This is a genomic window from Bacillus songklensis (assembly GCF_042649685.1).
GTDB classification, from domain to species: domain Bacteria; phylum Bacillota; class Bacilli; order Bacillales; family Bacillaceae_H; genus Bacillus_BA; species Bacillus_BA songklensis.
Genome location: NZ_JBHRZT010000039.1, coordinates 50,555 through 68,870, shown reverse-complemented (window position 1 = coordinate 68,870; position 18,316 = coordinate 50,555). Strand labels below are relative to the sequence as shown.

18 protein-coding genes are annotated in these 18,316 nt (G+C 41.4%); 7 read left to right on the top strand and 11 right to left on the bottom strand.

The features are described 5' to 3' along the window. The first annotated feature begins 54 nt into the window (after positions 1-54). Both ACFOU2_RS09315 and ACFOU2_RS09310 read left to right on the top strand, forming a co-directional pair. Positions 55-210: a hypothetical protein gene (locus ACFOU2_RS09315; protein WP_377914430.1), complete on the top strand. Its 156-nt coding sequence runs from the start codon at positions 55-57 to the stop codon at positions 208-210. Then, on the top strand, positions 210-854 hold the full coding sequence (locus tag ACFOU2_RS09310) for a hypothetical protein (RefSeq protein ID WP_377914428.1): 645 nt from the start codon (positions 210-212) through the stop codon (positions 852-854). The genes ACFOU2_RS09315 and ACFOU2_RS09310 overlap by 1 nt, the downstream gene beginning before the upstream one ends. Before the next feature lie 80 nt (positions 855-934). Here ACFOU2_RS09310 and ACFOU2_RS09305 read toward each other — a convergent pair whose 3' ends face one another. Further along, entirely contained in the window at positions 935-1,777 is an 843-nt protein-coding gene (locus ACFOU2_RS09305) for a YitT family protein (RefSeq protein ID WP_377914426.1), read from the bottom strand. Positions 1,778-2,074: 297 nt separating this feature from the next. Between ACFOU2_RS09305 and ACFOU2_RS09300 the strand changes: the two genes are divergently transcribed. Continuing rightward, positions 2,075-2,935, top strand: a complete 861-nt coding sequence (locus ACFOU2_RS09300) for a DegV family protein (protein WP_377914483.1) — start codon at positions 2,075-2,077, stop codon at positions 2,933-2,935. Between the two features lie 69 nt (positions 2,936-3,004). Next, the gene (locus ACFOU2_RS09295) at positions 3,005-3,142 is read left to right on the top strand and encodes a DUF3941 domain-containing protein (RefSeq protein WP_377914424.1); all 138 of its coding nucleotides are present in this window, start codon (positions 3,005-3,007) and stop codon (positions 3,140-3,142) included. A gap of 169 nt (positions 3,143-3,311) precedes the next feature. On the opposite strand, the gene ACFOU2_RS09290 is transcribed toward ACFOU2_RS09295, so the two are convergent. Continuing rightward, entirely contained in the window at positions 3,312-4,187 is an 876-nt protein-coding gene (locus ACFOU2_RS09290; RefSeq protein WP_377914422.1) for a CvfB family protein, read from the bottom strand. A gap of 148 nt (positions 4,188-4,335) precedes the next feature. On the opposite strand from ACFOU2_RS09290, the gene ACFOU2_RS09285 reads away from it, so the two are divergent. Together ACFOU2_RS09285 and ACFOU2_RS09280 are read left to right on the top strand one after the other, a co-directional pair. Then, on the top strand, positions 4,336-4,827 hold the full coding sequence (locus ACFOU2_RS09285; RefSeq protein WP_377914420.1) for a YajQ family cyclic di-GMP-binding protein: 492 nt from the start codon (positions 4,336-4,338) through the stop codon (positions 4,825-4,827). 383 nt (positions 4,828-5,210) lie between these two features. Next, the gene (locus tag ACFOU2_RS09280) at positions 5,211-6,080 is read left to right on the top strand and encodes an SDR family oxidoreductase (protein ID WP_377914418.1); all 870 of its coding nucleotides are present in this window, start codon (positions 5,211-5,213) and stop codon (positions 6,078-6,080) included. Positions 6,081-6,119: 39 nt separating this feature from the next. Here the strand turns inward: ACFOU2_RS09280 and ACFOU2_RS09275 are convergent, their stop codons facing one another. The 6 genes from ACFOU2_RS09275 to asnB all read right to left on the bottom strand — a co-directional run bounded on the left by ACFOU2_RS09275 (position 6,120) and on the right by asnB (position 15,276). After that, positions 6,120-7,166 carry a LacI family DNA-binding transcriptional regulator gene (locus tag ACFOU2_RS09275; protein ID WP_377914416.1) on the bottom strand — a complete coding sequence of 349 codons (1,047 nt, stop codon included), beginning with the start codon at positions 7,164-7,166 and terminating at the stop codon, positions 6,120-6,122. A gap of 114 nt (positions 7,167-7,280) precedes the next feature. After that, a complete protein-coding gene (locus ACFOU2_RS09270) occupies positions 7,281-8,666 on the bottom strand; it encodes an alpha-amylase family glycosyl hydrolase (protein ID WP_377914414.1) in 1,386 nt (461 codons plus the stop codon). A 244-nt stretch (positions 8,667-8,910) separates the two neighbouring features. Beyond that, positions 8,911-9,273 (bottom strand): P-II family nitrogen regulator, encoded by a 363-nt coding sequence (locus ACFOU2_RS09265; protein ID WP_377914412.1) that lies wholly within the window; start codon positions 9,271-9,273, stop codon positions 8,911-8,913. A 14-nt stretch (positions 9,274-9,287) separates the two neighbouring features. Beyond that, positions 9,288-10,514, bottom strand: a complete 1,227-nt coding sequence (locus ACFOU2_RS09260; RefSeq protein WP_377914410.1) for an ammonium transporter — start codon at positions 10,512-10,514, stop codon at positions 9,288-9,290. A 434-nt stretch (positions 10,515-10,948) separates the two neighbouring features. Continuing rightward, complete coding sequence (locus tag ACFOU2_RS09255) at positions 10,949-12,607, bottom strand: outer membrane protein assembly factor BamB family protein (RefSeq protein WP_377914408.1); 1,659 nt, start codon at positions 12,605-12,607, stop codon at positions 10,949-10,951. A gap of 821 nt (positions 12,608-13,428) precedes the next feature. Then, positions 13,429-15,276 carry an asparagine synthase (glutamine-hydrolyzing) gene (gene asnB / locus ACFOU2_RS09250; RefSeq protein ID WP_377914406.1) on the bottom strand — a complete coding sequence of 616 codons (1,848 nt, stop codon included), beginning with the start codon at positions 15,274-15,276 and terminating at the stop codon, positions 13,429-13,431. 295 nt (positions 15,277-15,571) lie between these two features. Between asnB and ACFOU2_RS09245 the strand changes: the two genes are divergently transcribed. After that, the gene (locus ACFOU2_RS09245; protein WP_377914404.1) at positions 15,572-16,132 is read left to right on the top strand and encodes a DUF2777 family protein; all 561 of its coding nucleotides are present in this window, start codon (positions 15,572-15,574) and stop codon (positions 16,130-16,132) included. A gap of 107 nt (positions 16,133-16,239) precedes the next feature. On the opposite strand, the gene ACFOU2_RS09240 is transcribed toward ACFOU2_RS09245, so the two are convergent. From ACFOU2_RS09240 to ACFOU2_RS09230, 3 genes are all read right to left on the bottom strand, one after another. Beyond that, positions 16,240-16,611 (bottom strand): YisL family protein, encoded by a 372-nt coding sequence (locus ACFOU2_RS09240; protein ID WP_377914402.1) that lies wholly within the window; start codon positions 16,609-16,611, stop codon positions 16,240-16,242. Positions 16,612-16,773: 162 nt separating this feature from the next. Next, on the bottom strand, positions 16,774-17,670 hold the full coding sequence (locus ACFOU2_RS09235) for a fumarylacetoacetate hydrolase family protein (RefSeq protein WP_377914400.1): 897 nt from the start codon (positions 17,668-17,670) through the stop codon (positions 16,774-16,776). Between the two features lie 190 nt (positions 17,671-17,860). Next, positions 17,861-18,082: a hypothetical protein gene (locus tag ACFOU2_RS09230; RefSeq protein ID WP_377914398.1), complete on the bottom strand. Its 222-nt coding sequence runs from the start codon at positions 18,080-18,082 to the stop codon at positions 17,861-17,863. Positions 18,083-18,316 lie beyond the last annotated feature (234 nt).

Sequence of the window (18,316 nt, the reverse complement as noted above, 5' to 3'; positions counted from 1 at the left end):
ACAATTGACACAAAGAATAGTGTCAATTTCGTTCAAATCAAGGAGGAATGTGTAATGGGTAGAAGCAATAAATCAAGACGCTTTGTTCAGCAAGGTGCTGACGCGGTTCAACTTCATGATCAGCGAATCCCTTACCGTATGACACTGGCAGAAGCTGAAAAGCTGAAAGCCAAAAATGGTCAATCCTCTTTTAACGGAGGTCGTGCGTGATGGCAGACTCTTTATTTCAGCAGGCAAAACAAGTCTTCACTAACGTTAGGGGAGCATTTTCTTCCCCCGGCGAACAAAAACAGCAATCCTCTAATCATGGACAAGCCAACACGGGGAAGTCAAATAAAGAAGGTTCTTTTGACATGGGGATGATACAATCCCTTTTATCTGGAAGCATGTCAACAGGGGAGCAACACCAGGGTCAGCAGTCACAGCAAGAACCGCAGGCAAACCACCAGAATTCTTCTTCTCCTAGAAATCATAACGGGAAGATGGATATCGCAGGAAGCGTGGTTTCTTCTCTCATGAATCAAGCATCACCAGGGGAGCAAGAACAAATTCAGCAATTCCAGCAAGCATTGGGTATCGAAAATCAGACTGGTGACTCAGCCTTAACTAGTGGAGGTCAAACAAGCATTAAGAGCCCCCAAGCTAATCAGACAGACCATTCGGCCTTACTCAATGAGGATCAAAAGAGCATTAAGAGCCGGCAGGCTGATCAGACAGATGACTCCGCCTTAGTCGATCAGGGGCAAATGGGCATTGCACAAGAAACTCTTTCTTATGCTGCCAGCCAAGCTACTCCCGAAGAAAAAGCACAGCTAGATGGGTTAGCAGATCAGTTGGAGGGCAAAACAATGTAAAAAAGTCCCGAAAGCCTGTTTTCCAGGCTTTCGGGACTTCATATTAAAAGCTATTTATCCATTTATCGGGATTTCACTTTCTAGTCTTTACGGAAGAACCCCAAGATCCCTGTTGTCTGCACAACATTTGTAAATGCATTCGGATCTACTTCTTTAATAATCCGCTCCAAATCAAACAACTCATATCTTGTAATGACGATAATCATCATTTCTTTTTCTTCGTTTGTGAAGGCCCCTTTAGCTGGAACAGTTGTAATTCCGCGTACCAATTTAGCATGGATCGCCTTTTTCAATTCCGCACCTTTTTTTGTAACGATCATAGCCGTTAGCTTTTCATGACGAGTATGAATGGCATCAATCATACGTGTAGAAACATATAACGCAACAAGAGTGTATAAAGCTTTCTCCCATCCGTATATTAATCCTGCTGTTCCGATAATGACAGCATTGATGGCAAAAAAGTATGTACCGACCGGTTTATCCTTCATACGAGACAAAATCATGGCGATAATATCAAGTCCCCCAGTTGAAGCTCCCCACTTTAATGTGAAGCCGATTCCTACAGCAGCAATGACACCGCCAAACACCGAGTTCAATAAAATATCTTTGGAAAGGGGGTAAACGGGAAGCAATTCCAAAAATACAGTTGTTGCCGCAACACTTAAAAAGCTATATAAGGTAAACGACTTCCCTACTTTCATCCAGCCTAAAATCGCGACGGGGATATTAAACAAGAGCAATAAAATACCCGTTGATACGTGAATGGGCGTGTAGTCCGACAGCACATTTGAAATAAGCTGGGCCGCGCCGGTAAAGCCGCTGGCATAAATATTGGCAGGGATTAAAAATAAGTTTAAGGATAACGCACTCAGTAAGGCCCCGAGCAAAACAACAATTAATTTTTTCGTTTCTAACCAAACCATAAGAATTTCCTCCCGTCAAGCATATACATCTAATAGTAGTATGGTCTTTTCATATTAATTCATTAATAACACTTATGTATGGCAGAATGGATTTAGAAAATTGGCGTATACCAAACCCGCCAAGCAAACATCGTCCGTTTTATCGTACCCGCAACAATCCTCCCCTGAAACAACCGTCCCGTCATCTTACAATAAAAAGCCGTACATTTATGCGCTGATCAGTCGAAAAAATTGTATGTTTGCCAAACAATCTGTAAACTATTCATATCATATAAAAGCAATAGGAAGGTGACAATGATGTCAATTAAAATCGTAACGGACAGTGCAAGCGATCTGCCATTGCATTTTTTCCAGGAGCATGATGTTCAATTGCTTCCCCTTCGTGTTCATGTTAACGATAAAGAGTATTTAGATTTAGAAACTATCCAACCGCATGAAGTATTTGAATATATTCGCCACGGTGCACATCCAAAAACATCCCAGGCTGCACCTAATACAATTTACGATACATTTGAATCGATTGTGAAAAATGGGGATGCGGGCATTTATATTGCATTCTCCTCCCAACTATCCGGTACATACCAGACGTCTGTCATGATGCAGCAAGAAATAAAAGAAAACTATCCCGATGCTAAAATCGAGGTAATCGATACGAAGTGTGCTTCCCTCGGTCAGGGACTCGTCGTTCATTACGCTGTCCAGCTGCTTAAGCAACAGTTGCCGTTTGAAGAACTTGTTGAGAAGATTAAAGCTTACAGCCATCACATGGAACACATCTTCACGGTCGACAATTTAGATTTCCTTGCAAAAGGCGGCCGTGTCAGCAAAACATCTGCTTTTGTCGGTGGCCTTCTCAATATTAAGCCCCTGCTTCACGTCGAAGACGGAAAACTCATTCCAATCGAAAAGATACGCGGACGTAAAAAAGTTTTAAAACGAATGGTTGAACTGATGGAAGAGCGCGGGCAGGATTTAGCTTCACAAACAATCGCCATCAGTCATGGAGATGACGAACATACTGCACTCGAACTCAAACAGCTCATCACAGAAAAGTTCGGCTGTCAATCCTTTATCATCAACAGCCTCGGTTCAGCAGTCGGTTCTCATGCAGGACCAGGTACAATTGCTCTTTTTTTCTTGAACGATACGCTGTCATAAGTTGCCTACATAAATTAGACACTCCAGGCTAACCTTAATATCATCACCAGGTTAAAGGAGTGATTTCGCATGACAAAATCTCACACAAGCGACAATGATAAAAAAGCAAGAGATAATAATGCAAAACGCCATGAAAAAAATATTATGAGAGAGCATAACCGTGAATTAGGGAAAAATTCTTATTCAAAAAAAACCGATCACCTGTAAATAAAGAAAAGGGGGCTCAACCAAGAGCCTCCTTTTTATGCTGTAAAAAGCTTTTTGTCAAATAAATCGTCACGAAAATTCTCAGTTTTATGGATTTTCCACGATGATTCATTTGATTTTACGCCCAAAACATATGCCTTTCCGTGTTCCGGGGCAACCCCCTTTCTTTTTATTTATCACCTGTTTCTTCTTTCTTGATATAAGTCCAGCCTTCTTCTTGATACACTTTGTTCTCCTTCATGAGTTTTCCAAGAGCGCGCTTAAAAGCAGCCTTGCTCAGATTGAAACGCTCGCGAATGTCTTCCGGAAAGCTTTTATCCCAATAAGGCATCGCTCCTCCCCTGTTTTGCAAGTAAGCATAAATTTCATCCGCATCTTCAGACATGCTGTCTTGTTTTCGAGGTATTAATGATAAATTTAATGTTCCATCTTCTTTTACATGAATAACACGTGCTTGTACTCTCTCTCCTAAACGAGGCTCTTCCTTTCGTTCCGTTTCATGAATAAAGCCCAGATAACCTTCATCCGTGATTAAAAACGTTCCGACTCTTAACACACGATAAACGGTCCCGGTAAGGCTTTTATTAAACAAAGATGCCGGCGCTTCTTTCGCAATTTCCTGCATGACATCTTCTGTTGCCGGCTTCCCGTATAAAAGACCGCGTCTTGTCACTTTGATCGTACAATATAACAAATCCCCTTCAGCCGGCCATAATGACTCAAGGGCAGGCAAATCATTTTTTTCTACCAGCAAATCCTTGTTCAGGCCGATATCTACAAACACGCCAAGACCCGGTTGGGTTTCAACCACCTTTACCCACTCATACTTCCCTTCCTCAATAGTCGGAAGCGTCATTGTAGAAGCCAATCTTCCTTTTTGATCTAAATAAACAAAGACTGCGGCCTCTTCTCCTTCTGCCAGCTCCTTTGTCGCTTCATTTCGATGAAGCAGCACTTCTTCTTTTCCGTCCGTTAACATATATCCTAAAGGTGTTTCACGTTCTACATGAAGCACCAATGTTTTTCCAGGTTGTAATTTGCTCATTGTTTCGATCCTTTCTTCCTTTCAAAATACAAACATATGGTGATTGTACCAATTCCTGCTCAGCCATTCAACTTTTGGCACGGTTGTACTTAATGTAGAAGTTGTTTATAATGATTGCAAGAAAATTTTTACAAATGAGGAGGAACATATGTCTAAAGAAAGCTCATTTGATATTGTGTCCAAAGTTGACTTATCTGAAGTCACGAATGCGATCAACATTGCCATGAAAGAGATTCAAACTCGCTACGACTTTAAAGGAAGCAAAAGTGATCTCTCTCTTGATAAAGAAGAGATTGTGCTCGTTTCAGATGATGAATTCAAACTGAATCAGCTGAAAGATGTGCTTCTTTCCAAACTGATTAAACGGGGTGTCCCAATAAAAAACCTATCGTACGGAAAAATAGAAAATGCTTCCGGCGGAACAGTGAGACAAAGGGCAACATTAATCCAGGGCATTGATAAGGAGAATGCCAAAAAGATCAATACGATCATCAAAAATGCGGGCTTAAAAGTCAAAAGCCAGATTCAGGATGACCAGCTGCGTGTGTCCGGAAAAAGTAGAGATGATTTACAAAAAGTGATTGCCGCAATTCGCGAAGCCGATTTGCCAATTGATGTTCAATTCATTAACTATCGTTGAACAAAAGCGCAAGCGCCTTGCTCAGCCCCGACAAGCGTGAAGGGCCCGCCGGTGAAGTTGTTCTTTGACTTCATTGACAGGACCGAAGCGACTCGAGGGGCTAGGCGCTGGAGCTGGACGATCACCCAATCACTCACAAAGTGATCGACGGGATGAAAGTTTATAATTTTCCAAACATGAAGAAACAAAAGGAGACGACACACCGTCTCCTTTCGTTTTTTGTTTTACTCCTCTTCCTAAGGAATGTAGTCTACCTGCGCGATATCCTCCGAAAGGATAAAGGAAACTTCCATCAGCGGGGGCCTTACTGCCCGTTAATGTGGGATAAAATTTTTTTACCTTTCCATACTAACAAGGGAACTATTAGACAAGGAGGAAGAACAATGGCTAACCAACAAAACCAACAACAAACATTCCCGCCCCAACATCAAAACAGGCAGCCGGGAATCGAGTCCGAGATGAATCCGATTCCTGTTGCAATCAGCAGCCAATACAAGGCAGCAGGAAAGCTAAAAGGAAAAGTGGCTATCATTACAGGCGGTGATAGCGGAATTGGCCGGGCCGTTTCCTATCATTATGCGAAAGAAGGAGCCAATGTGGTCATCGTTTATTTAGACGAACATCAAGATGCAGAGGAAACGAGAAAACAAGTAGAACAGTTTGGAGCCCAATGTTTACTTCTTGCCGGAGACATTGGAGATGAATCTTTTTGTGAGCAAATCGCCAAAGAAACAATCGCCAAGTTCGGAAAAATTGATATTCTTGTCAATAATGCAGCGGAGCAACATCCAAAAGAAAGCCTCCTGGATATTACGGCAGAGCAGCTTCAACAAACATTCCGCACCAATGTGTTTTCACTCTTTTATTTAACTAAAGCTGTCCTTCCATACTTAACGTCAGGCAGTTCCATTATTAACACGGCGTCTATCACGGCTTATGAGGGAAACGAGCAGCTGCTTGACTATTCCTCTACAAAAGGGGCCATCGTCGCGTTCACTCGTTCTCTCTCCCAATCACTGGTTGGAAAAGGTATTCGCGTCAATGGAGTCGCACCCGGTCCCATTTGGACGCCGCTCATTCCCTCTACTTTTGCAAGCGAAAAAGTATCAACATTCGGAGCCGACACCCCAATGAAACGGGCAGGTCAACCTCATGAAGTCGCAACAAGCTACGTGTTTTTAGCAAATGATGATTCTTCCTATATAACAGGGCAAATGATTCATGTAAACGGCGGAACGATTGTAAATGGATAATCAAAAAGCCTCCCGGAGGCTTTTTGATTTCGTCTTTCCTTACACAGAAGTCTCAGCGAGCTCTTCATTTAATCGTTTGCAAGACTGTCGCTCTATCATTTGGTAAGGGACTTTAATCTGCTCGACTACTTTATAAGGAGATTCAAATTGATCGATCAGACACCGAACCGCCTGATAGCCAAGTTCGAAAATATTGATATTGATAGATGTTAAAGCAGGACGGGCAAGCTCGGCGATTAAAAGATTGTTGAAGCTCACAATGGAAATATCACCAGGGACGGATATACCCATTTCATCTAATGTGTTCAATACGCCAAGTGCCATCAAATCGTCCGCCACCACTAACGCCGTTGGACGCTTTTCAAGCGACATCAGCTTGCGAACCGCTTCTTTTCCGCCTTCACGTAAAAATTCTTGGTGGATGACATATTCATCGCGATATTGCAGGCCCGCAGCACGAATAGCCTTGTCATAGCCCGTTAAACGGTCAATTGTTACAACAAGGTCCAAGTCCCCGCCAACAAACGCAATTCGCTCATGGCCCAGCTTAATCAAATATTCAGCTGCTTCACGGCCGGCACGGAAATTATCATTATCCACAAACGATACGGTCTCCCCTTCTTTAAACGGCTTTCCAATAACCACACATCGAACATCATGTTCTTGTAAATAAGGTAAAATCATATCATCTACTTTCGAGTATAAAAGAACAATGCCATCTACTCGGCGGCCTTGTACCATTTGAACAACTTCCTGAAAAATTTCTTCTTCTGTTTCTCCTGTGGACATATATATAGCATGCTTTTTCTCATGTGCGCCTATACTAATTCCTCTGATGACTTCCGGAAAAAATGGATTTTGAAATACTTTGTCAGCAGAGCTCGGCATTACAACGCCAATCGCTTGTGTCGATTGATTCGCAAGGCTTCGCGCAATAATATTGGGATGATAACCTAATTCTTTCATTGCCAATCTGACACGCTGCTTCGTTTTCTCACTGATCCGCGAGCTATTTGCGATTACTCTTGATACCGTCGAAGGTGCAACTTTTGCTAAATTGGCGACGTCCTTAATGGTCACGCCCATACAAACACACCCCTCTCCCAATTTTATTGATTCCATCATAACATGATTTCAGGTAAAGCCATGTTAAAGTCTGGTGTTACTGCTTCAAGCTACACTACTAAGCGGGATCTCCCTTTACTTGTTTCTTGCTCTTCCACGTTTCCAGGCTAAATAGATAAAAGTCATAAAAGCTCCATAGACTACAACGAGAGCAACAACAAACTTCATGTTTAATCCTGTTTTATCAGCCAATACATAAATATTGGCCTTTTCCCGGTCAAGCGCTATGCGATACCCTTCTTTTGCGGGACGAATAATATCATCTTCTAACAATCCCCTTAATTCTTTCTCTTCTCCAAGCTGTTTTGTTCCTAAATCGATTATTTGTGTTTTGGATGTATTATTGATCGCAATAACAGCCGTCTCACCCTTATACTGACGTTTATAAATCACCATTCCACCTTTTTCATATAACCGTTCAAATGTCCCTCTTCGTAAAGATGGAAGCTGATTTCTAACCTCACTGAGTTTTGTCACATAATCAATCAGCTCTTTATCCACACGGAAATTCATCATCCGATGGTTATCGGGCTTTTCTCCACCGTCTAAGGCGATTTCTGTTCCGTAGTAAACAGTTGGAATGCCGGGAGATGAGAATAAATGCGTTAGCGCCAGTTTCGTTCTCGTTCCGGGATGGCGGCGATGCTCCAGGGCTTTTCTCGTGAAACGAGCAGTATTTTCATTATCAATCATCGTTCCGACTGCAAGCGGATTCTTGTAAGTAGATTCGGTTTGCTGCCATTGTTCCTGTAACATCTTTTGTGAAGAATTGATCTTGCTAAATGTTTCAGAAGTTTGATTATAAAGGCTGTAATCAATTAAAGAATCGAAGCCGATTCGCTCATAGTTTGCTCGGTTCTTTACATCTTCTTCAGGAAGCTCTCCCATTAAGTAAAAGCCTTCTTTCGCCGCTTTTACCTCTTTAACGAACTTTTCCCAAAAAGGCAGAGATGCTTCTTCCAATTTGGACATCTTGTATCCATCAATATTGGTTTGTTCAATCCACCATGATCCTGCTTTTACCATTTCATTTTCATCACTTGATGTGATAAAACTTGCCACGACTTTCATATTACGCTTGTGCGCCTCTTTTACAAGCTGTTTGAATTCTTTCATCGTTCCATAGTGTTCATCCACTTTATAAAAGTCTTTAATGGTACCTCCATCATATGAGTCACTTTTAAACAAAGGAGACAGTACAATGGTCGTAAATCCCATATCGTGAATGTAATCGAGCTTATCCATGATCCCCTTTAAATCCCCGCCATGATAAGCATTCGGATCATTGACATCTATATCACGATCGTTTGCCAACCGGCTATTATTAAAACGGTCGATCATAATGGAGTAGATCAATTCATCTTGCCATCTATTTTCTTCTTTCCCAGCCGCCATAGATGGGAGACTGCCAAAAAGAAGAAACAGGGGCAAAAACAGAGCAACTATTCGTTTATGAATCATCGTCCCTCCCCCCTTCTTTCCTCTCTATCTCTTCATTGGAGGTTTAATGAAATCGCTTGCAACCCACTTATTCTATTATACAAACTAAATAAGGATTCTCAATGTCTTTTTCATAATCCATTTTTGTCCACTTTGTTACAAGCTCTCCCGATGTCCTTGGGATTGACTAGTATCAGAAAAGATTGTTTCAAAAATAAAAGAGGAGGTCCCAAAGGACTAACAGACCTTTGGGACCTCCTCTTTTTTATTTCTCGTTTTGTAACGCATTGCACCCTTCTTCACCTGTACGAATTTTAATGGCGTTGGCAATTTCATATATAAAGATTTTTCCGTCGCCTGGTTTTCCTGTATTTAACACCTGGCGAGCTGTATCAATGACTGATTGTACAGGTACTTTACACACGACAATCTCAACTTTAATTCGTTCATGCATATTCACTTCGCGTTTTACACCGCGATAGAATTCCGTAAAACCTTTCTGCAACCCGCAGCCGAGCACATTCGAAACAGTAATGCCGCTCACACCGATTTTCGCCAATGCTTGTTTTAACTCTTCGAATTTTGTTGGACGTGTAATAATTTCAATTTTCGTTAGCTTATCGCTCATATGATCACCCTTTTTCACATATTTGCTTCATGATATGCTTTTTCACCGTGCATCGTAATATCGAGTCCGAGTGATTCTTCTTCATCATTTACGCGAATATTTACAATAACGTTAACGACCTTAACAATAATATAAGTAGCGACCGCAACAAAGATATAGGTTGCAACGATTGCGGTTAACTGTTTCCAAAGCAGGCTCGCATCACCATAAAACAGTCCATCTGCCCCGGCAGAATTTACAGATGTTGTAGCGAACAACCCTGTTGCAATACCGCCCCATGTTCCTCCAATACCGTGGAGGCCGAATGCGTCTAACGCATCATCATAACCAAGCTTTTTCTTAAGTGAAAAGACACCCCAGAAACAAACAACGCCGCCAATAAAGCCGATTAAAATAGAAGCAACTGGTGTGACAAATCCGCAAGCCGGCGTAATGGCAACAAGACCCGCTATGGCACCAGACAAGGCACCTAACATGGTTGGCTTTTTAGTAGCAATCCATTCAACAAATACCCAGCCAATAATACCAGTAGCTGCTGCTGTATTCGTATTGATAAATGCTGTCATGGCTACATCATTTAATGTTAATGCACTGCCGACATTAAAACCGAACCAACCAAACCAAATTAATCCGGCACCTAGTATTGTAAGCGGTAAGTTGTGCGGAGTTGTTTCGTTTGCGTCTTTTCGTGTTCCCAAAACACTCGCAAGCACTAAACCAGCAACCCCAGATGAAATGTGAACAACGTTTCCTCCCGCGAAATCAAGTGCGCCTAATTCACGTAGCCATCCACCGACTCCCCATACCCAGTGAGCAACAGGAGCATAAACAATAATCATCCATAATATTGCAAAGAGTACAAAAGCTGAAAAACGCATACGTTCTGCAAAAGCCCCGGAAATAATCGCTGTTGTTAAAACCGCAAACGTTAATTGAAACATCATAAAAAGATTATGAGGAATCGTTGCACTGTAGTCAGGATTCGGCTCAAATGAAACGCCTTTTAAGCCCACCCAATCTAAATTTCCAAAGAAAGCAGTTCCTCCTGTGGAAAACGAAATAGAATATCCGACTAATACCCATAAAACTGAGATAATGGCTATTGATCCAAAACTATGCATCGTTGTGCTTAGGACGTTCTTGCTTTTTACCATCCCTCCGTAAAACAGCGCTATACCTGGTGTCATAAGCCATACTAGGATAGTTGCCACAAACATGAGCACTGAATCTCCCATTTGCATGTTTTATTCCTCCCTATCTGTAGTTCTGTTTTTCTAACCGAAATTGATGTTAGTTTTTATAACATCATATGTTATATTACGTATCATAATACCTATCTGTTAGATTTTCAATACATTTTTTAAAAATTCTTATTATTTTTTTTTGATACAACCCTTATCTAATGTCAGAAAACATAACATAAATTCGCGTTTGTCTCAGAAGATGTCTTGTATATCTGTTTCCAGAAAAACAGATGTTACATTTTTTCGCATAACCATCATCGGGTCAATAAACCTATTTCCTGCTGTGCAGGGGATACTCTAATGGTCCGTAAGAAGTCGGTTGGTTCAACTAATCATTAAGCTAAATGTGGTCCTTCTCCCCTGATGGAAGTCTCACTTTGTTGAACTGTTCCTAAAAAACTTCAGTTTAGAACAAAAAATCGGGCACCCCACTAAGGAGTCCCCGATATTTTGACACCATATATCTTTTGAGCACGCGTGGCTACCACAAGCATGTCATCGTAAACAGCCGGCGATGCCTCTACGTTATGTCCGAGTTCTATTTTAGAAACGATTTTTCCGTCCTTCCCTGACAGCATATACAAGCTCCCATTAGCATCAGCTTGAAGGATGTACGCCTTCCCTTTCTCATCATATATGTCTACAGGAGAAGACCATGTATATTTAGGCATCCGCCAGCGCCACACTTCTTTTCCTGTTTGCTTATCTAAAGCCACCATCAATCCTGTTTCAAGAGATGGTGCCCGCGCAACTGTATAAATGATCAAATCCTTTATTGTACGCTTTCCGTTAACAGGGGTAGCCAGCAGTCCGCCATTAACGGGGTTTTTCCCTTTTACCGTCAGAGCCGGATATGCAGTTGACCATATTTCCTTCCCGGTCAAACCATTGAGTTTCCGTAAACGTGCTATTCCTTTATTCCCCTGCTTGTCCACTTCTGTCCCCGTATATAAGTAAGGGGTATTGCCATTTTCCTCATCTACAACAATGGTGGCGTCTGTATCATCCGTTTTGGAAAGAGCCCAAATCGGCCGATTGGTCATCATATCAACCGCTTGTATACTCCCCCCGTTATCAGCAAACCATGTAACATTTTTATAAGCTGCCGGCGAATTTTCAATTCCATAATCAAGGTTCCCTTTAACATGATAACGATACTTCATGACGAAAGGATTCACCGTAATGACCTTCTTATCTCTAAAGAAACGCGTATGAAGCTTTATATGATATAAGAGACCGTTTTCTCCCCCGACAACCATCGTGTCCGTTTTCCGATTGATTAGCGGCGAGCCACCGAAAGCCCCCCATCTTCGGTACGCAAACGGGTCAATTCCTTTAATCATCGCAAGTTGCTTTCCATCAATTAAGCTGAAAATACGTAATCCAATATCTGTTTTGGATGTTTGGGGAACTCCTTGCCCTACGTATAAGAGCGGATAACCCCTTGGATCCAAAGAGACACTTCCCCTAATAGCGTTTCCCATATTAATAGAAGGACGTGATGGCTTACCGGAATGCAAATCAAAAAAGTAAATATGGCCATCCAATGATCCGTAAACGACTTCCACGAATCCCGGATTTTTTTTAAACTCATCATATACATTCATCATCTGCAAGACATCATTGCCCCATTTTATGATGGCAGGCTGTCCTGTCCAGCCTGCTCCTCCTCCCCAATCAGGGCTTCGTTTTGTTGTGAACTCCCATACCTTTGAAAGCTGGGATGCTTGGGAAGGAATATGACCAAATGAAGGTCGATCGCGCAGGTGGTTGCCTCGAAAAGTAAGCACTCCGTCCACCTCGGTATATGTACGCGGAAAGGCAGTTTGAATAGCTTCTTTTGTATCTCCCGCTAGTTTGTATGATAAATAAGGAAGGTTTTGCTGCTTGAACGTGAGAATATTCGAATATGTCCTGACCAATTGATCGTTAACATTCTTATTCTCAAGACCGACTTGAAGTTCCTTCGCATTCTCAGAACTAACATTTACCACCGGAACTTTTACACCTGTTTGCAAAGCCTTATAGCAGCCAAATATGAGTAGTAAAGCGAGAAACAGCATTGGAACAAATAGCTTAATTTCTTTCATTCTGTTTTCCCCCCTTAACTGTATAAGCAACTACCTCTACTATACCAAGTAAAATAAACAGATTGTATCGAAAAACGAAAAAAGGGGACAAATGTCATTTATTTTTCACACCATTATGCCAAAGTCCGGTGTTGATTTCTGGTTTATAGAGTGAAGCAAAAGGGAAACCGGAGAGAAAAGGGCTTTTTTCCATCCTTTCTCTTCATTTCCTCCCCTATCAGCTTTAGCGGGCAATGTGAGAACTGGACATTCTGCGCGAATGAATCCAACATCTAAAAAACCAATCTTGTTCTTTAACAAAAAAGCTGACTTAACAGCGCGTTTCTATACTGTTAAGTCAGTCTCCCTTGAACTACTTCCACTTAGCTAACGCTTGAAGTGAGAGATTCCTGCGAACACTAGCGTATCCACCAGTTTCTTAGCAGGCTACCCTCGTAGTCCCTACGATTGATACGAAATTCGTATGGTCTTGCCGTCTTGTTTTTTGGTTTTTTGACACTTGGTTTTCGTGCCACAAGTTTACCGGTTTCTTCTTTTTGCGACTTTCGAATGGTATAGGCGAACGACAGCCACCAGACAAGTTCTATTTACGCAACTAGCACCACACTAGAATTCGTTCAAGAATATGATACCAAAAACTTAGGCTAACGCCTACCAAAATTCATCTCCCACTTACTCATTGGGCTACGTCCTGCACATTCCTTGAAGTGGGAGTATTCTTTCGGAAAATGATAAATAGCTTCCTTTGATGTTAAGCGAGAAGCAAGCGGATATGAATCCATTGATTGAAGTCCTCTGCCACACAAAGGTTATACACGCTGTTATTCAATAACCGTTACATTGTATTCTTTAAACCAAACATGCATTTGTGCAAGATGGGCTAGCAGTTGCGGCCCGGTCATCAGCTGTCCGAACCACGGTACTTTAAATTCTCTTCCCTCTGATTGGATAATGTCTGTTAACTTTCGGGCATCGAAAAACTCATGCAGGACAGAGCTTTTATCAGCCAACAATTCTTCAAGCCATGTTTTAACCGCCTTTGTATAAGCCGGATTATGCGTTTTGGGATAAGGACTCTTTTTACGATAAAGTACATCATGCGGCAATACCCCTTCTAAGGCACGGCGTAAAATCCCTTTCTCGCGGTTGCCGGCCGTTTTCATCTCCCACGGGATGTTCCACACATACTCTACAAGGCGATGGTCTGCAAATGGAACGCGAACCTCCAAGCTCGCTCCCATGCTCATCCGGTCTTTTCGATCAAGCAGTGTGGTCATAAACCAAATCATATTTAAATAAAACAGTTTACGGCGTTGCGCTTCCTCTGTGGATTCTCCATCTAAAAGCGGTGTTTCTTTTACGGTTTCTTCATAACGGTTTCGTACATACTCATTTAATTTCAATTTATTTTTCCAGCTATCCGTCAGCAAATCCACACGGGCGCCGACAGACCTCATCCAAGGGAATGCGTCAGACGCCAGATCATGCTGGCGATGGAACCAAGGATAGCCTCCGAAAATTTCATCGGCACACTCTCCGGACAGACTCACTACAAATTCTTTCTTGATCTCCTCACAAAACCACAACAAAGATGAGTCGATATCGGCCATTCCCGGTAAATCTCTCACTAACACAGCATCTGTTAAATAGTGAACAAGGCTGTCCGTTTGAATGATGCAGCGATGATGGATCGTGTTAAATTGCTCCGACATCTTTTGAATGTAAGCTCCATCCGAGTTTGGCTGGAATTCATTTGCCTTAAAATATTTATCGTTATCTTCATAATCGATGGAATAAGTATGAAGCTGTCCCTTTCCTTCTTTTTCAAACGCATTGGCTGCAATCGCTGTAATGGCACTGGAATCCACTCCTCCAGATAAAAATGTACAAAGTGGAACATCTGAAACGAGTTGTCTTGTAATAGCATCTTTTACTAAAAATTGCACCTTTTCCGTTGTTTCATCTAAGGTTTCTTTATGTTCTTCACTTTCCACATTCCAATAACGCCATACCTTTAAACCATCTTTCGTAAATGTTAGCGCATGAGCAGGACGTAATTCGTCGATTCCTTTAAACACCCCATGACCCGGAGAACGGGAAGGACCAAGTCCGAATACTTCCGCCAACCCATCCAAACCGATTTCCGTCTTCACTTCCGGGTGCGCTAAAATGGCTTTTAACTCGGAACCAAACTGAAGTCCTCCATTACAGGTGCGATAAAAGAGAGGTTTCACTCCAAGGCGGTCACGCGCAATAAACAATTTTTGTTCATGTTCATCCCATACAGCAAATGCATAAATTCCATTTAAATACTCCAGGCACTCTTCCTTCCATTCCATGTATGAGGTTAATAATACCTCAGTATCGGAATGACCTTGAAATGTATAACCGCGTTTGAGCAGCTCTTTTCGAATATCTTCCGTGTTATAAAGTTCACCGTTGTAGCAGATTGTATAGGTGTATTCTTGTTTCTTCCTTGTCATTGGCTGTTTTCCACAAAGGGGATCCACTACAACTAGACGCTTATGCCCGAAAGCCACATGGCGCCCCATCCATACATTCGTATCATCAGGTCCTCTTTTTGACAAGGTTTCTGTCATTTTACTCACTATTTGATTCTGATTGGATAAATCACGCTGAAAGTCAATCCATCCTGTTATTCCACACATACCTTCCTCATCCTTTCCTCTATAACGGGCATTTGCCCATGCTGAATAGTGACATTTTATGCTTAGGCAAACAATCCGTTGCTTTGTCCAGTTGTATTTGTCAAAGAACAAGTTATAAAGCTCTTCTTTTTGGGCAATAAGAATATATAGGAAATATTCAAAGACCTTTTCAGCCCATTCAAGCTGTAAAAACAGAAAAACCATTTTCACGATAAAAAGCTAAGACTGATGTTAAAAAATTAAGATGTACTTGCATAGTGAATATTTATATTTTCTGAAGATAGGGGAGATCTGATTGAGCTATCAGTCTCGTTTGCACTTTTTAAAAGAGCAGCCGCGTGCATTTGTTTGTGGTACGATAGACCGTATTGATACACAGTGGGTATTTTTTGACGATGAAAATGATGAAGCATTCATGTTGGATGAAATCGCGGATGATTCATTGGAAGTTTATTTATCGCACCGATGGCACAAAGCAATGTGGGCGGGGGACAATATTTTGCAGATAAACGGCCAAATCCACATGCTAAAAGAAGGAGATTACATTCGAGTGCGCAAAACGCTGCAGCATGCATATGAAATGCTGCTGGAGGAGTTCACATTCGAGGCGTTGGCCCGATTCACGCAGCATTTAAACAATCTAAACTTTTCTCTTTACGATTGTATTTACTGTTTTAACAGTTTATGTTTCCAAGAAAACGCTTCCTCAAAAAACGGGGTAAATTTTCTTATTTTCGATAATGAAGAACATATTTGTTCCATCCATCACTTCTTTGAGCGCAACCTTCAAACGATGGACCGATTTGAATATACTCTCAATAACGGAAAACGCCTGATGACCATGTCTCTAAAATAAGTCATCAAGCGTTTTTTACTGTTGCGGCCGGTTCTTTCTTGGTACGATATATACCACCGCCATGTATGCAGCCATCAACCCAATAACAGTTGACAGCATGAACCATTTTATGCTAACGGAGCAAAGCCCATGGGTAATCTGAGTCCGAGATATAAAACTACAAGCAGCGCAATGACAAACTGAATCCAGCCTGCATTTGCGTTTTTCCCTTTATTTGTACGGATCAATATCATTTCCATCGCACCGATTACCCATAAGCCGACAAGCATTTTAATGCCGTACCACATGTGGATATTGCCCGCTGCTGTTTTCATGATAGATTGGTAAAGTAAAAACCCAGTTATTACAATAATAATATACATGAGACGAGTAATCATATGTACCATTTTTGCTTTAGAATTTTTGTTTCTGTACATTGCATACGCAACAAAAAACAAGATAATCCCAATAGCCCAAGCTGTGATATGAGCATGTGTCATCAGAGAAAATCCTCCCTAGTCCAAAATATTTTCCTCTCCATCATATCATGTATCAAAGTGTTAGCGAAATAATTCGTTCTTTAATTTTGTCATAAGGAAAAACAGAATTCTATATCATACAGCAGCGGACATTGCAAATCATTACTCTATATGATGGCTTGTCTATTTCACTGTATTGCGCAGCGTACCGATTTTCTCTACCGTTATTTCCACTACATCTCCCGGCTTTAAAAAGCGCGGCGGATTAAATCCTTTTCCTACCCCAGCCGGCGTTCCTGTTGCAATGATGTCTCCCGGCTCTAACGTCGTTCCTTTTGCAATGGTTGCAATAATCGTTTCAATCGGAAAGATAAATTGCTCTGTATTGCCTTTTTGGCGCACCTCTCCATTCACTTTTGTCTCAATCTCAAGCGTTCCCGGATTTTTGATAACGGATTTATGGACGATAACCGGCCCCATTGGACATGACGTATCGAGGCTTTTTCCTAACAAAAACTGTTTATGTCTCTCCTGCAAGTCCCGCGCTGTGACGTCATTGATAAGAGTATAGCCAAACACATAATCCATTGCTTCTTCCTCTTTGATGTTTTTGCATTTCTTTCCAATAATGACAGCCAGCTCACCTTCATAATCCAGTTCTTTCGTAACGTCTTGATGATGCAGGACGATTTCCTCATGGCCCACTACCGTAGTCGGTGCTTTTGAAAACAGCATTAAATGTGTTGGAATATCGTCTTTGCCCCCAAGTTCAATCGCATGATCAGCATAATTCTTTCCGACGCAAAAAACATTTTTGCGCGGCCGCGGAATAGGAGCTAACCATTTGATTTCCTCCAGCGCATGTATCCCTTCCGCTTTCGGAGCTTCTTGTCCCCATTTATGAATGGCTGCTAATTTCCCTGACAGTGTTTCATACCGTTCGATGAGCTCAACCATAGAAGATGGCAGTTCACTCGTATTAAACAACTGTTCCTCGCCTTTACGTAAATCAATAATGCGGTCATCAATAAGCATGCCTACAAACACATGCTCTTTGTGTGCAGCCGTAACAAACTTCATCATCCATTCCTCCTTGTATAACAATCATTGCTTCCTTCGACAATTCCTTTCATATTTCCTCCAACATGAGAAAAACCGCTCACAAAAAAGAAATCACCATTTTTCTCTCCCCCATTGATTTTTTCAATGGTCGAAAGAAGACAGTGATTTCTTGACTGAATGTTAATGGGTGTTTCAATGCTCCGAAATGTTACTTTAATAAAAAGTCAACGGCTCCTTTAAAAAGAGTAACCATCTCATTTGGAAGTGTAATAAAGGCCATTAAAGATGAAACTGAGATGATCATAAAGACTAAAGAATATTCAGATATTTCTCGTTTTGTCTGCTTAAGGGGTGATTTTCCTGTATCGTTCATATCTACCATCCCTTTCATCTTTACAGGGTTGCTGTATTGTAATCCCCAATGTTTCATTCAACTACTTCCATCATAAAATAGTTTCTTTTTCTACAAAATCGACCAACTTTCTTATTTTCTAAATCAATCATTCGAAAAAGAACATAAGTAGCCAGACAAATGTCCTAATTTTCGCAAAATCAGTCATTTTTCGACCTGAGTGAAGATGATTCCCACAAATAAGCAAAGAATTCTTTTATCCTTTCTTATTACCAGGCACCTCACCCTTCAATTTATCTTTTAGGTTGACAA

What these genes read in the sequence shown, in the direction of transcription:
- ACFOU2_RS09280 (WP_377914418.1), top strand. Translation starts at nt 5,211, where the DNA reads ATGGCTAACCAACAAAACCAACAACAAACATTCCCGCCCCAACATCAA.
- ACFOU2_RS09270 (WP_377914414.1), bottom strand. Translation starts at nt 8,666, where the DNA reads ATGATTCATAAACGAATAGTTGCTCTGTTTTTGCCCCTGTTTCTTCTT.
- ACFOU2_RS09275 (WP_377914416.1), bottom strand. Translation starts at nt 7,166, where the DNA reads ATGGGCGTGACCATTAAGGACGTCGCCAATTTAGCAAAAGTTGCACCT.
- asnB (WP_377914406.1), bottom strand. Translation starts at nt 15,276, where the DNA reads ATGTGTGGAATAACAGGATGGATTGACTTTCAGCGTGATTTATCCAAT.
- ACFOU2_RS09305 (WP_377914426.1), bottom strand. Translation starts at nt 1,777, where the DNA reads ATGGTTTGGTTAGAAACGAAAAAATTAATTGTTGTTTTGCTCGGGGCC.
- ACFOU2_RS09255 (WP_377914408.1), bottom strand. Translation starts at nt 12,607, where the DNA reads ATGAAAGAAATTAAGCTATTTGTTCCAATGCTGTTTCTCGCTTTACTA.
- ACFOU2_RS09295 (WP_377914424.1), top strand. Translation starts at nt 3,005, where the DNA reads ATGACAAAATCTCACACAAGCGACAATGATAAAAAAGCAAGAGATAAT.
- ACFOU2_RS09230 (WP_377914398.1), bottom strand. Translation starts at nt 18,082, where the DNA reads ATGAAACATTGGGGATTACAATACAGCAACCCTGTAAAGATGAAAGGG.
- ACFOU2_RS09240 (WP_377914402.1), bottom strand. Translation starts at nt 16,611, where the DNA reads ATGACACATGCTCATATCACAGCTTGGGCTATTGGGATTATCTTGTTT.
- ACFOU2_RS09285 (WP_377914420.1), top strand. Translation starts at nt 4,336, where the DNA reads ATGTCTAAAGAAAGCTCATTTGATATTGTGTCCAAAGTTGACTTATCT.
- ACFOU2_RS09265 (WP_377914412.1), bottom strand. Translation starts at nt 9,273, where the DNA reads ATGAGCGATAAGCTAACGAAAATTGAAATTATTACACGTCCAACAAAA.
- ACFOU2_RS09310 (WP_377914428.1), top strand. Translation starts at nt 210, where the DNA reads ATGGCAGACTCTTTATTTCAGCAGGCAAAACAAGTCTTCACTAACGTT.
- ACFOU2_RS09290 (WP_377914422.1), bottom strand. Translation starts at nt 4,187, where the DNA reads ATGAGCAAATTACAACCTGGAAAAACATTGGTGCTTCATGTAGAACGT.
- ACFOU2_RS09300 (WP_377914483.1), top strand. Translation starts at nt 2,075, where the DNA reads ATGTCAATTAAAATCGTAACGGACAGTGCAAGCGATCTGCCATTGCAT.
- ACFOU2_RS09260 (WP_377914410.1), bottom strand. Translation starts at nt 10,514, where the DNA reads ATGCAAATGGGAGATTCAGTGCTCATGTTTGTGGCAACTATCCTAGTA.
- ACFOU2_RS09235 (WP_377914400.1), bottom strand. Translation starts at nt 17,670, where the DNA reads ATGAAGTTTGTTACGGCTGCACACAAAGAGCATGTGTTTGTAGGCATG.
- ACFOU2_RS09315 (WP_377914430.1), top strand. Translation starts at nt 55, where the DNA reads ATGGGTAGAAGCAATAAATCAAGACGCTTTGTTCAGCAAGGTGCTGAC.